This window comes from Nocardioides thalensis (assembly GCF_013410655.1).
GTDB classification, from domain to species: domain Bacteria; phylum Actinomycetota; class Actinomycetes; order Propionibacteriales; family Nocardioidaceae; genus Nocardioides; species Nocardioides thalensis.
This window is the reverse complement of the sequence record NZ_JACCFP010000001.1, coordinates 1,802,877-1,815,563: the sequence shown is the minus strand read 5'-3', so window position 1 is coordinate 1,815,563 and position 12,687 is coordinate 1,802,877. Positions and strand designations below refer to the sequence as shown.

The 12,687-nt window shown below is 73.6% G+C and carries 10 protein-coding genes; 5 read left to right on the top strand and 5 right to left on the bottom strand.

Annotated features, from left to right (window positions below):
* Positions 1-58: 58 nt before the first annotated feature.
* The gene (locus HNR19_RS08895; RefSeq protein ID WP_179667580.1) at positions 59-490 is read left to right on the top strand and encodes a hypothetical protein; all 432 of its coding nucleotides are present in this window, start codon (positions 59-61) and stop codon (positions 488-490) included.
* A 13-nt stretch (positions 491-503) separates the two neighbouring features.
* Here the strand turns inward: HNR19_RS08895 and HNR19_RS08890 are convergent, their stop codons facing one another.
* On the bottom strand, positions 504-1,967 hold the full coding sequence (locus HNR19_RS08890) for a glutamate-cysteine ligase family protein (protein ID WP_179667579.1): 1,464 nt from the start codon (positions 1,965-1,967) through the stop codon (positions 504-506).
* Between the two features lie 52 nt (positions 1,968-2,019).
* The gene (locus tag HNR19_RS08885; RefSeq protein ID WP_179667578.1) at positions 2,020-3,057 is read right to left on the bottom strand and encodes a DUF4192 domain-containing protein; all 1,038 of its coding nucleotides are present in this window, start codon (positions 3,055-3,057) and stop codon (positions 2,020-2,022) included.
* A 131-nt stretch (positions 3,058-3,188) separates the two neighbouring features.
* On the opposite strand from HNR19_RS08885, the gene HNR19_RS08880 reads away from it, so the two are divergent.
* The 3 genes from HNR19_RS08880 (at position 3,189) to HNR19_RS08870 (ending at position 8,331) form a co-directional block, all read left to right on the top strand.
* Positions 3,189-4,538 (top strand): DNA polymerase IV, encoded by a 1,350-nt coding sequence (locus HNR19_RS08880; protein ID WP_179667577.1) that lies wholly within the window; start codon positions 3,189-3,191, stop codon positions 4,536-4,538.
* 492 nt (positions 4,539-5,030) lie between these two features.
* Positions 5,031-7,175, top strand: coding sequence for a S9 family peptidase (locus HNR19_RS08875; RefSeq protein WP_179667576.1), 2,145 nt, complete (start codon positions 5,031-5,033; stop codon positions 7,173-7,175).
* 193 nt (positions 7,176-7,368) lie between these two features.
* Positions 7,369-8,331 carry a sigma-70 family RNA polymerase sigma factor gene (locus HNR19_RS08870; RefSeq protein WP_179667575.1) on the top strand — a complete coding sequence of 321 codons (963 nt, stop codon included), beginning with the start codon at positions 7,369-7,371 and terminating at the stop codon, positions 8,329-8,331.
* Between the two features lie 123 nt (positions 8,332-8,454).
* Here the strand turns inward: HNR19_RS08870 and HNR19_RS08865 are convergent, their stop codons facing one another.
* Positions 8,455-9,777, bottom strand: coding sequence for a GDSL-type esterase/lipase family protein (locus HNR19_RS08865; RefSeq protein ID WP_179667574.1), 1,323 nt, complete (start codon positions 9,775-9,777; stop codon positions 8,455-8,457).
* Between the two features lie 48 nt (positions 9,778-9,825).
* Entirely contained in the window at positions 9,826-10,407 is a 582-nt protein-coding gene (gene coaE / locus HNR19_RS08860) for a dephospho-CoA kinase (RefSeq protein WP_179667573.1), read from the bottom strand.
* 23 nt (positions 10,408-10,430) lie between these two features.
* On the opposite strand from coaE, the gene HNR19_RS08855 reads away from it, so the two are divergent.
* Entirely contained in the window at positions 10,431-11,669 is a 1,239-nt protein-coding gene (locus tag HNR19_RS08855) for a class I adenylate-forming enzyme family protein (protein ID WP_343047115.1), read from the top strand.
* Positions 11,670-11,672: 3 nt separating this feature from the next.
* Here HNR19_RS08855 and HNR19_RS08850 read toward each other — a convergent pair whose 3' ends face one another.
* Complete coding sequence (locus HNR19_RS08850) at positions 11,673-12,668, bottom strand: aldo/keto reductase (protein WP_179667572.1); 996 nt, start codon at positions 12,666-12,668, stop codon at positions 11,673-11,675.
* Between the last annotated feature and the right edge of the window lie 19 nt (positions 12,669-12,687).

The window sequence follows — 12,687 nt, the reverse complement described above, 5'->3', positions numbered from 1 at the left end:
GTGTCGACTCCTGTGGAGGACGCCGACGCCGTACGCCGTGATCGGGCACCCTCGGGGCATGACCGCGCCCGGCTGCCTCACCGAGCCGGTGCCGCGCGCCCTCGAGAAGGTGCTGCGCCTCGCGGTCCTCGAGCACGCCACGACGGAGCCCCGTCGGTGCTTCCCACCGGTGCTCCACGTCGGGCTGCCCGAGCGTCCCAGCCGGCACTTCGAGGCCGGCCCCGACGACGTGCTCGACGACGCGCTCCGGGTCGAGGTGGTCGAGGCGATGGTCCGCGGGCCGCTGGAGCGCTCGTTCGTGCCGTTGGTGTGGCTGACCCGGCCGGACGCCGAGGAGGCCGACTGCGACACCGCCTGGCTCCGGGCAGTGCGCGCCGCCGGCGCCGAGCTCGGCGTCGCCCTCGGCCTGGTGGTCGTCACCCGGCACGGGTGGCACGACCCGGTGACCGGGATGCGGCGGCGGTGGCAGCGGATCCGGCGGCGCTCCTGAGCGGACGGCCCGGCTACCAGGTGTGGACCGGCCGGTTGTCGGCCATCCCGGAGCGGTAGTCGGCCAGCGTCGCCCGCAGGTCGTCGTAGCGCTCGTCGCTCCCCCGCTCGACCATCTGCCGGGCGAACCACTCCGCGGCGTTGGTGCCCTCGAGGCAGCGCTGCTCGATGATCGCGAGGTAGCGGTCGGCCTCGGCGCTGTCGACGCCCCAGGCCAGCAGACCGTCGTGCGCCATCGGCAGCAGCCGGCGCAGCACCAGCTCCGTGGCCCGCACCCGGCCGACGCCCGGCCAGTAGACCTCGGCCTCGATCCCCCGCTGCGCCGCGTGGTGGAAGTTCTCCTCGGCTGCGGAGAAGGACATCTGCGACCACAGCGGCCGGTCGCTCTCGGCGAGGGTGCGGACCAGCCCGAAGTAGAAGGCGGCGTTGGCCACCGTGTCGACGACCGTCGGGCCCGCCGCGAGGACCCGGTTCTCGACCCGCAGGTGCGGCAGGCCGCCGGAGATGTCGTAGATCGGCCGGTTCCACCGGTAGATCGTGCCGTTGTGCAGCCGCAGCTCGGCGAGGTTGGGCGTGCCCCCGGCCTCGAGCACCGTGAGCGGGTCCTCCTCGTCGTCGGTCACGGGGAGCAGCGCGGGGAAGTAGCGCACGTTCTCCTCGAACAGGTCGAACACCGAGGTGATCCAGCGCTCGCCGAACCACACCCGAGGGCGCACGCCCTGCGCCTTGAGCTCCTCGCTGCGGGTGTCGGCCGCCTGCTCGAACAGCGGGATCCGGGTCTCGCGCCACAGCTGCTTCCCCAGCAGGTAGGGCGAGTTCGCCGCCACCGCGAGCTGGATCCCGGAGATCGCCTGCGAGGCGTTCCAGTACGCCGCGAAGCGATCCGGCGTGGTCTGCACGTGCAGCTGCGTGCTGGTGCACGCGGCCTCGGGCATGATCGAGTCCGACGTCGTGCGGAGCCGCTCCACGCCCCGGATGTCGATGCTGATGTCCTCGCCCCGCGCCGCCAGGATCTGCTCGCTGAGCAGGCTGTAGCGGGGGTTCTGGCTGATCGTGTCCTCGGCCAGGTGCTCGGGGCGCAGGGTGGGCAGGATGCCGATCATCACCAGGTGGGCGCCGACCTTGGCCGAACGCGTCTCCGCCTGGTTGAGGGTGTCACGCAGCCCGGCCTCCATCCGCGACAGCGCGCTGCCGCGCAGCGGCGCGGGTGGCCAGTTCATCTCGACGTTGAACTGGCCGAGCTCGGTCTGGAAGTCGGGATCGGCGATCGCGTCGAGCACCTCGGCGTTGCGCAGCGCCGGGTCGCCGGCGTCGTCCACCAGGTTGAACTCCACCTCCAGGCCGGTGTACGGATCGTCGGTGTCGAAAGCCGACTCGCTGAGCATCCGCTCGAAGACGTCGAGGCAGCGCCGCACCTTCTCGCGGTAGCGCGTGCGGTCGGCGCGGGTGAACTCCTGAGCCTCGACGTCCTCGCCCATGCGACGAGACTACGGGGCGGACGGGCCCGGAGCGCTGCGCGGACGTGGAGTCTCAGCCCGCGTCGCCGAGACCCGCGTCCCACTCGATCGGGCAGGTCAGGGTGGCCGGGTCGATCGCCTGCTCGACGACCTGGCGCAGCAGGTCGGCCAGGCTGTAGCTCGCGTCGACCTCGGCGCAGCGGTCGAGCGCGGCCCAGGCAAGGGCGCCGTCGCCGGAGAGCCAGGCCGCCCAGCCGAGCAGTGCCGTCGGGGGCGCGGCGAACGGGCGGGGCGCCCGGCGTGCGACGTCGGTCCAGAACGACACGTGCTCCCGCGCGTCGTCGCGCGTCATCAACGACCAGGCCGCGTCGCGGGCGCGGACCGAGCCGATCGCCCACAGCAGCCACGCGGCCTCGACGTCGTCGGGCACGGTCCGGGCGGCGACGTGGGCGCCGACGACCTCGATGACCGCCCTGCCCAGGAGCCGCAGCTCACGGTCGGTGCGCGGTCGTGGCCGGTGGCCCAGGGAGCGCGCGAGGACGTCGGCCACCCGCTGCTGACGGCCCGGGTCGGGCGCGACGGTCGCGACCATCTCCTCGCGGCTGCCGTGGACCACGGTGCCGTCGACGACCGCCTGGACCGCGAACGGGTGGCTCTCCAGGTCGACGGGGACGCCGACCTCGCGCAGCCGGCGCGGGCCGCGCAGCAGCGGGTAGTAGCGGCCGGCGTCGCTGCGCACCGCCTCGACGACGCGGACGCCGAGATCGCTGCACTCGCGGCGCAGTCGTCGCCACGCGGCCGCGGCGGCCCGCGCGTCGGCGCTGTAGAACAGCAGCACGACCGACGAGGGACGGTGCCGCCGGACCGGGTCGAGCAGGCTCGCGCTCAGCTCCTCGAGCACCTTGCGACGCTCGGCGAGGTCGCGCGGGAGCGGAGGCAGGTCGATGCGCGCGTGGAAGGGCCGGTCGAGCCCGAAGGTCAGCATCACCACCGAGTCGGCCGGGTGGAAGCCGAGGACGACGGGCGCGACGGCGAGCAGGTCCTCCGTCGAGCGCGCGGTGTAGCGGGACTGCGGGATCGGACGAGGGGTGAGGTCAGGTGTCGGTTCCATGCCCGGACGCTTTCCACGGCGCCCGACACGGGCGCCGTGCGCCGTACGCCCCTGTGGACGGCTGCGCCCCGCGTCCCGCCTGTGGACGACACGCGGTCCGTGCTGGGGGAGGAATGGCCTACCGTGCTCGCGTGCGGAAGCAGGCATCGGTGCTCCACCTGGACCTCGACGCCTTCTTCGCCGCCGTCGAGCAGCGGGACAAGCCGTCGCTGCGCGGCAAGCCGGTGGTCGTCGGCGGCACCGGCAACCGCGGCGTCGTGTCGACCGCCTCCTACGAGGCGCGGGCGTACGGCGTCCGCTCCGCCATGTCGACGCGCGAGGCGCGCGCCCGCTGCCCGCACGCCGCGTTCCTCGGCGGCCGGTTCGAGGCCTACCGCGAGACGAGCGCGGCCGTGATGGAGGTGCTGCGCGCCTGCTCGCCCCTGGTCGAGCCGCTCTCGCTCGACGAGGCGTTCGTCGACCTCGAACGGGCCGGCCTACCCGACCTGGAGCTCGCGACCGTCACCGCCTGCGCGGAGCGGCTCCGCGCCCGCGTGCACGAGGTCACCGGCGGCCTGACCGCGTCGGTCGGGCTGGCGAGCTCGAAGTTCCTCGCCAAGGTCGCCAGCGACCTCGACAAGCCCGACGGCCTCCACGTGGTGGTGCCGGGCACCGAGCTCGAGGTGCTCCACCCGATGCGGGTCACGGTGATCCCCGGCGTCGGCCCGGCGACCGCCGACCGCCTCCACGGCGTCGGGGTGCGCACCGTCGCGGACCTGCACGGCCTCAGCCTCGACGAGCTGGTGCGCCTGGTCGGGAAGGCCCACGGCCAGGGGCTCTACCAGCTCGCGCGCGCCGACGACGACCGCGCGGTGGTCGCCGAGCGGGAGACGAAGTCGGTGAGCGTCGAGGGCACCTACGAGCACGACCTCACCGACCGCGTGCTCATGGCGGGCCTGCTCCGTCGCCAGGCCCAGGGCGTCGCCAAGCGGCTGCGCGCCAACGGCATCTCCGGCCGCACGGTGACGATCAAGGTCCGCCGCTACGACTTCAGCACCGTCAGCCGGTCGGTGACGCTCGCCTCCCCCACCGACGACGGCGCGCTGATCGGCCGGACGGCGACCCGGCTGCTCGACGACCTCGACACCACCGGCGGGGTGCGCCTGCTCGGTGTCGGCGTCTCGGGCCTCGCCGACTGGGTCCAGGACGACCTGTTCACCGAGGCCGCGCCCGAGGACGCTCCCGAGGAGCCCGGCGACGACGCCACCGACGCGCAGGTCGACGAGGCGGGCGCCCGCCACCGGTCGGGGTGGTATCCCGGCATGGACGTCGTGCACGAGGAGCACGGCCGGGGCTGGGTGTGGGGCTCGGGCAAGGGCGTGGTCACGGTGCGATTCGAGACCGCGGAGACGCCGCCGGGGCCCGTCCGCTCGTTCGCGACGGACGATCCCCTGCTGTCCCCCTGGCGCGGCGACGATGGGGCGCGCAGCGGAGCGGAGTGAGCGAAGCGAGCGCAGCTGCGCGCCGAAGGCGCCGACCCGTCACACCACATCGCTCCGTTCACACGATCGTCACGCGCCCGCATTGCGACGTACGACCGCAGCGACGACCATGGTGCCGTGCGCGGGCGGCGACACGCTCGGCGTCCCCGCACCACAACCAAAAAGGGTGAGGGCCTCTTGATGGTATGAGCATCAAGAGGCCCTCGGCTTGGCCGGCCGCCGAAGCGGCCTGCCGACGACGGTCCGGGACAAGTCCCGGGGCCTTCGCCCCCGACCTTCTCGCTTCCCCCGAAGGTTCCGCGGTCCGGATCGGTAGGAGAGTTCTACGCCCCTGCGCGACCGCGGCACAAGGGCTTTCGGCAAAGAAATTCCACATACTTCCGGTCCCACAGGACCCTCCACCGACGGCGCTCCGTCCTCCACAGGATTTCCGCCTCCCTCCACAGCCGACCACCGGGATCTGTGGATGGACCGGCCGGATAGCGTGCGGACATGTCCGCCGCACCGCAGCCGCCGCGCATCGAGCGCCGCCCCGTCGTCACGCACCACCACGGTCACGAGCGCACGGACGACTACGAGTGGCTGCGCGCGAAGGACGACCCGGCCGTGATGGCCCACCTCGAGGCCGAGAACGACTACACCCAGGCCCGCACGGCCCACCTCGCCGAGCTGCGCCAGGCGATCTTCGAGGAGATCAAGGGCCGCACCCTCGAGACCGACCTGTCGGTGCCCACCCGGGTGCGCGGCTACTGGTACTACGGCCGCTCCTTCGAGGGCCGCCAGTACGGCGCCAGCTGCCGCACGCCGGTGACCGACCCCGACGACTGGACGCCGCCGCGCCCGGCCGAGGACGCGCGTCCCGACCAGCCGGCGCTGCCGGGCGAGGAGGTCCTGCTCGACCTCGACGCGCTCGCCGAGGGGCACGAGTTCTTCTCGCTGGGCGGCTCCAGCGTCAGCCCGGACGATCGGCTGCTCGCCTACGCCGTCGACGTGGTCGGCGACGAGCGCTACACCGTGCGGGTCAAGGACCTCGCCACGGGCGAGCACCTCGCCGACGAGCTCACCGGCGTGCTCGGCGGCGTCACCTGGGGCGGGACGCCCGACCACTTCTACTACACGACGATCGACGAGAGCTGGCGTCCGGACAAGGTCTGGCGGCACCGCCTCGGCACCGCCCAAGGCGACGACGAACTCGTGTTCCACGAGCCCGACGCCCGCTACTTCGTTGGCGTCGGCCGCACCCGCAGCCGGCGCTACGTGATGATCGCGGCGAGCTCGAAGACGACGTCGGAGTACCACTACCTCGACGCCGCCGACGCGGGGGCCTCCCCGGTCTGCTTCGCCACCCGCGAGGACGGGGTGGAGTACTCCCTCGAGCACGCGCGCATCGCCGGCGAGGACCGCTTCCTGGTGCTCCACAACGCCTCCGGCCCCGAGTTCGAGCTGGCCACCGCCCCGACCGAGCCGACCGCGCGCGACGGGTGGGGGCCGCTGCTCCCCCACGACCCCGGGGTCCGGCTCGAGGACGTCGACGCCTACGCCACCCACCTCGTGGTCTCCCAGCGCAGCGGCGGGCTGCCGCAGGTGCGGATCCTCGTGCTCGGCGACGACGCGCCCGCGGGCGTCGCCGACGACCGGCTGGTGGAGTTCCCGAGCGAGCTGGCGACCGTCGGCGCCGGCAGCAACCCCTCGTTCGAGCAGCCGACGGTGCGCGTGGGCATGACGAGCATGGCCGAGCCGTCGTCGGTGCACGACTACGACCTGCGCACGGGCGAGCTCACGCTGCTCAAGCGCGCTCCGGTCCTCGGCGGCTACGACGCGTCCGACTACGAGGAGCACCGGCTCTGGGCGAAGGCGCCGGACGGCGTACGGGTGCCGATCTCGCTCGTCGTACGACGCGACGCCCGCGCGAGCGGCGACCCGGTGCCGCTGCACCTCTACGGCTACGGCGCCTACGAGACCTCGATCGACCCCTACTTCGCCGTGGGCCGGCTCTCGCTGCTCGACCGCGGCGCCGCGTTCGCGATCGCGCACGTCCGCGGCGGGGGCGAGATGGGCCGGAACTGGTACGACGACGGCAAGCTCGAGCACAAGCAGCACACGTTCGACGACTTCATCGCCTGCGCGCGGCACCTCGTCGAGACCGGCTGGACCACGCCGGACGTGCTCGTCGCCGAGGGCGCGAGCGCCGGCGGCCTCCTGGTCGGCGCGGTGGCCAACCAGGCACCGGAGGCGTTCGGCGGGATCGTCGCCGGCGTCCCGTTCGTCGACGCCCTCACCACCATGCTCGACGCCAGCCTGCCGCTGACCGTGCCCGAGTACGACGAGTGGGGCAACCCGTCCGACGACCCGGAGGCCTACGCCCGCATCGCCGGCTACGCGCCGTACGAGAACGTCGCCGACCTCCCCTACCCGCCGATCCTGGCCGAGACCTCGCTCAACGACACCCGGGTGCTGTACGTCGAGCCCGCCAAGTGGGTCGCCCGGCTGCGGGAGCGCGCACCGCGCGCCGACGTGCTGCTGCGCACCGAGATGGCGGCCGGCCACGGCGGCGTCTCGGGCCGTTACCGGGCCTGGCACGACCGCGCGTTCACCCTCGCCTGGATCCTCGACCGGATGGGCCTCGCCAGCGCGTGACCTGCTGTGGGGGGTAGGGAGCGACACCCTGGGTAACGCGACCCCTGAGAAGTCCCTGAGAAGTCAGCTCCCCGGCAACTCTGGGAACCGTCGGAACGTCTGACTCTACGTAGGCCGCATGGGGAATCACTCGCCGCCGCGGCACGTTGACGAGGAGTACGGATCCAAGGTCCGTATGCGAAGGAGGGTCGCGATGGCAACTGCAGTCGCAAACAAGAAGGGTGCGGTCCGCGAGATCGAGGGCCGTGACAGCGTCGGGCTCTACCTCGACGAGATCGCCCGGACCCCCTTGCTCGACGCTGCCCGCGAGGTCGAGCTGGCCAAGACGATCGAGGCCGGTCTCTACGCCGAGCACCTCCTCAAGGAGGGTCGCTGGGGCCGCCGCAAGGGCGCTCCCGCCGGCAACGTGAAGCGCGAGGAGCTGGAGTGGATGGCCGAGGAGGGCCAGCGTGCGGTGCAGGAGTTCATCACCGCCAACCTCCGCCTGGTCGTCTCCATCGCCCGCAAGTACGGCCGCGCGCAGATGCCGATGCTCGACCTGATCCAGGAGGGCAACACCGGCCTGATCCGCGCGGTCGAAAAGTTCGACTACGCCAAGGGCTACAAGTTCTCCACCTACGCCACCTGGTGGGTGCGTCAGGCGATCACCCGCGGCATCGCGCAGCAGGCGCGCGTCGTCCGCCTCCCCGTGCACGTCGTCGAGGAGCTCAACCAGGTCGGCGGCGCCCGGCGCACCCTGGAGCGGCAGCTCGGCCGCGAGCCGGAGCCGGAGGAGATCGCCGCCGAGCTCGGCATCGAGCTCGAGCGCGTGCTCGACCTGCTCTCGTGGGGGCGCGAGCACGTCAGCCTCGACACCCCGGTCGACGAGGACGGCGACACCTCGCTGGGCGACCTGATGGCCCAGGAGACCTCGCCCGGCCCCGACCTGACGGTCCTCGACACCGAGGCCCGCGACCGCCTCAACCGGCTGGTCGGGCAGCTCGACGACCGGGCCGCCGACATCATCCGGTCGCGCTACGGCCTCACCGACGGCCGCCAGCACAAGCTGGCCGACATCGGCGCCAAGCACGGCATCTCGGCCGAGCGGGTGCGCCAGCTCGAGCGGGAGGCGCTCCAGAAGCTCCGCCGCCTGGGTGACCCTGACCTGGCCGCCTGACCGTACAACTCCACAAGGACGCTGGCTCGACCTTTCGGTTTCCCCACCGCCTGTCAGGTCAGCTGATCGAAGGCCTCCGCCACCCTTTGGGCGGGGGCCTTCGAGCGTCCTGTGCCGACGCGGTCAGCCGCAGGCCGCTGCCGGGCCGCCCCGGGGCACCCGGACCGTGGCCGCGTCACCGCGCTGGTCGCCGCGCCACGACCGCACCCGGAACGTCCACGCCGCGGCGCGCGGCAGGCCGGTTGCCAGGTAGCGGGGCCGGATAGTGCGGCCGAGCGTGCGCCAGCCGTACGGCGTGCGCCGCTGCACCTGATAGCTGCGCGCGTGGCGCGGCGCCAGCCAGGTGAGCACCGCGCACCGGCGACCCGCGTCGCCGGCGAGGCGCCGCGGCGCCCCCGGGGGCGGCGAGGGTGCGACGCGCACGACGTTCGAGAAGACCCTCCCGCCCGGCTCGTCGTCACCCTTCACCGGCTGCAGCCGGTAGTCGTAGCGGTGGCCGTTGGTGAGGTAGCGGGCGGTCCACGCTCCGCCCGCGACCCGGAACGGCAGGCGGGTCCACGCCTGGCCGGCTGTGACGTCGCGGACCCAGACGTACTGGCTCGTCGCGCCGGGTGGACCCGTCCAGGCGAGGGTCGCGCTCGCATCCCTCGGCACCGCGGAGAGCCGGGCGCCGGACCGCGGCCCGACGGGCGGGAACGGCACCGCGCGGTCGGCCGCGGGCCCGACGCCGAGCCCGTGCAGTGCGTCGGCGACCGCCCAGGCGATCCGCACCTCGCCCCGCGCGTTGGGGTGGGAGCCGTCCCAGGTGTCCGCGAGCGCGTCGTGACCGGCAGCGGTGGCCGCCACGACCACCCGCGACCCGTCCGTGGTCGCCGCCGCGGCGACCGACCGCAACCGGGCGTTCAGCTCGGGCACCGCCGGGAACCAGGACTGGGTCGCCTCGGCCAGCACCACGTCGACGGTGGGGTCGGCCGTCCGTGCCTCGTCGACGAAGCGCCCGATCCGGGCCGCCACGGTCTCCGGCGTCCGCTGGGCGTAGAGGTCGTTGAACCCGAGCATCTCGACGACGACGTCGGGCCGGTGCTCGGCGACCAGGTCGGCGATCGGCACGTCGAGCACCTCGACCTGCATGCCCCACCGAGCCGCGTGGTCGCGGTCGAAGGCTCCGTCGGCGTACGCGAGGGAGCCGTGCTCGTCGGCGACGTTGTCGTAGAGGTCGGTGCGGGGGCCGACGAGGTCGACCGGCACGCCGGCGGCGGCGAGGTGCTGCCAGAGCCGGTAGCGCCAGGTCCAGTCCCCTGCCGAGCCCTGCGTGACCGAGTCGCCGACGAGCAGGATCCGGACCGGCTCCGGGGTCGGCTCGGCCGCCGCAGGCACCGGCGGCGCCGGTGCGGCGAGCACCGCCGTGACGAGGGCAGCGCACAGCCCCCCGAAGATCGAACGCATCATCCCTCCCGGACCAGGCTAGGTCAGCGACCCAGCTGGCGCAGCCGGTCAGGTCAGCTGCTGGAAGACCTCGGTCACCTTGCGGCGGAGGTCGTCGAGCGTCCCCGTGTTCTCGATGACGTACGTCGCGATGGCGCGCCGGTCCTCCCGCGAGGCCTGCGCGCCGATCCGCGCCCGGGCGTCCTCCTCGGTCCAGCCCCGGTCGCGCAGCATCCGCTCCACCTGGACCTCGGCCGGGACGTCGACGACGATCACCGCGTCGAACGTGTCGGCCCGCCCGGTCTCGGCCAGCAGCGGGATGTCGTGCACCACCAGGGCGCCCTCGGGCGCGTTGGCCTCGAGCTCGACGACCCGCTCGAAGACGAGCGGGTGCACGATCCCCTCGAGCACGCGGCGCTGCTGCTCGTCGTTGAAGACGATCGAGCCGACCTTGGGCCGGTCGAGGTGGCCGTCCGGCGTCAGCACCTCCGGCCCGAACGCCTCGACGACCGCGGCCAGGCCGGGGGTGCCCTTCTCGACCACCTCACGCGCGAGCTGGTCGCCGTCGATCACGACCGCACCGAGCTCCCGGAGGATCGCCGAGACGGTGCTCTTCCCCGAGGCGACTCCCCCGGTCAGTCCCACGCGCACAGCCGGACCCTACTGTGAGCACCGTGCGACGACCGACGACGGGTGACCGGGTGGCGCTGCTCGTCCCCGGCTCGCACGCCTACCTCGAGGCGGTGCTGCGGATGCTGACCGGCGCCGTGCTGCCGATCCCGCTCGACCCGCGCCTGACCGAGGGCGAGCGCACCCGCATCCTCGCCGGCCTGGACCCGACACTGGTCGTCACCGACGAGGACCAGCTCGCCGACCTGCTGGCCGTCCTGCCCGCGCCCGGCCTGCCGCTCGCCCGGCCGATGCACTGCACCAGCGGCACCACGGGCACGCCGAAGGGGGTCTGCTCCGGCGTGCTCGACCCGGAGCAGGCACAGGCACTCGTCGCCGAGGAGCGCGACCTGTGGGGCTTCGCCCCGGACGACGTCAACCTGGTCCTGAGCCCCCTCTACCACTCCGCTCCGCTGCGGTTCGCGCTCGGCACCGTGCTCGCGGGCGGCCGGGTGGTGATCCCCGGTCCCTTCGATCCGGCCGCCGTCACCGACGCGATCCGCGCCGAGCGGCCGACGACGATGTTCTGCGTCCCGGCCCACCTGCAACGGCTCTTCGCCCACTGGGACGAGGTCGGCGTGCCCGACCTGTCGTCGTTCCGGCTGGTGGCGCACGCCGGCGCCCCGTGCCCGACCGAGGTCAAGCGCCGGCTCATCGACCTGTTCCCCGACGGTTCGACCTGGGAGTTCTACGGATCGACCGAGGGCCAGTTCACCGCGTGCCGCAGCGAGGAGTGGCTCGCGCACCCGGGCACCGTCGGCCGCGCCCGCCCCGGTCGGATCCTCACCGCGGACCCCGACGGGCTGCTCTGGTGCGTGGTGCCCGAGTTCGCCCGGTTCACCTACTACGGCGAGCCGGAGAAGACCGCGGCCGCCTGGCGGCAGACCCCCGACGGCCCGGCCTTCACCGTCGGCGACCACGGCCGGATCGACGCCGACGGCTACGTCTACCTCGACGGCCGTCGCGAGGACCTGATCATCTCCGGCGGCGTCAACGTCTACCCGGCCGAGGTCGAGCAGGTGCTCGGCGAGTGCCCGGGCGTCGACGACGTCGCTGTGTACGGCGTGCCGGACGACACGTGGGGGCAGCGGGTCTGCGCCGCGGTGGTCGGCACGGTCGACGAGGACGCGCTCGCGGCGTACGCCCGGGAGCACCTGGCCCCGCCCAAGCGACCGAAGAGCTATGCGTTCCGCGACGCGCTCCCCCGCACGCTCACCGGGAAGGTACGGCGCTCCGAGCTCTGAGGCCTACCAGCGGTCGTGGACGGCGGCCCGGAAGTAGCGGTCGTAGATCCCGCGGACGCCGTCGAGCAGCTCGGGCGCGAGCGCGGGCAACGCGCCCGCTGCCGCGTTGGACCGCGCCTGCTCGACGTTGCGCGCGCCCGGGATCACCGTGGAGACGCCCGGTTGCTGGGCCACCCAGGCGAGCGCGACCTGTGCCGGCGAGGCTCCCGCGGGACCGTGCTCGCGCACGAGGGCCGAGAACTCCTGCGCCGCGGCGACGCCCGCCTCGTAGTCGACGCCCGAGAACGTCTCGCCCACGTCGAAGGCCTCGCCGTGGCGGTTGTAGCTGCGGTGGTCGTCGGGCGCGAACCGCGTGGTCGCGTCGTAGCGCCCCGACAGCAGGCCGGAGGCCAGCGGGACGCGCGCGATGATCGCGACCCCGGCGTCGGCGGCCGCCGGCAGCACGGCGTCGAGCGGCTTGAGGCGGAACGCGTTGAGGATGATCTGGATGCTCGCCACCCCCGGCCGGGCGATGGCCGAGAGCGCCTGGTCGCACGTCTCGACGCTCACGCCGTAGGCCGCGATCGCGCCGTCGGCCACCAGCGTGTCGAGGGCGTCGTAGGTGGCGTCATCGTCGATCACGGCGCTGGGCGGGCAGTGCAGCTGGACCAGGTCGAGCGTGTCGACGCCGAGGTTGCGCCGCGAGCGGTCGGTCCACGCCCGGAAGCTGTCGAGGACGTAGTGCTCCGGCAGCTGCTCCACCCGGCGGCCCATCTTGGTCGCGACCGTGATCGCGGCGTCCGGGTGCTCACGGAGGAAGCGGCCGATGACCTGCTCGCTGCGGCCGTCGCCGTAGACGTCGGCGGTGTCGAAGAACGTCACTCCGGCGTCGGCGGCCGCCTCGAGCACGGCGAGGGCGTCGTCCTCGGTGACCTCGCCCCAGTCGGCGCCGAGCTGCCAGGTGCCGAGGCCGATCACGGACGCGTCGCGGGAGAGCCGCGGAAGGGGTCGCTGCTGCATGCGCCCTTCCTACCAGCCG

Excerpts from the sequence above, each read along its gene's own strand:
- HNR19_RS08895 (WP_179667580.1), top strand. The coding sequence starts at position 59 with ATGACCGCGCCCGGCTGCCTCACCGAGCCGGTGCCGCGCGCCCTCGAG.
- HNR19_RS08890 (WP_179667579.1), bottom strand. The coding sequence starts at position 1,967 with ATGGGCGAGGACGTCGAGGCTCAGGAGTTCACCCGCGCCGACCGCACG.
- HNR19_RS08885 (WP_179667578.1), bottom strand. The coding sequence starts at position 3,057 with ATGGAACCGACACCTGACCTCACCCCTCGTCCGATCCCGCAGTCCCGC.
- HNR19_RS08875 (WP_179667576.1), top strand. The coding sequence starts at position 5,031 with ATGTCCGCCGCACCGCAGCCGCCGCGCATCGAGCGCCGCCCCGTCGTC.
- HNR19_RS08870 (WP_179667575.1), top strand. The coding sequence starts at position 7,369 with ATGGCAACTGCAGTCGCAAACAAGAAGGGTGCGGTCCGCGAGATCGAG.
- HNR19_RS08865 (WP_179667574.1), bottom strand. The coding sequence starts at position 9,777 with ATGCGTTCGATCTTCGGGGGGCTGTGCGCTGCCCTCGTCACGGCGGTG.
- HNR19_RS08850 (WP_179667572.1), bottom strand. The coding sequence starts at position 12,668 with ATGCAGCAGCGACCCCTTCCGCGGCTCTCCCGCGACGCGTCCGTGATC.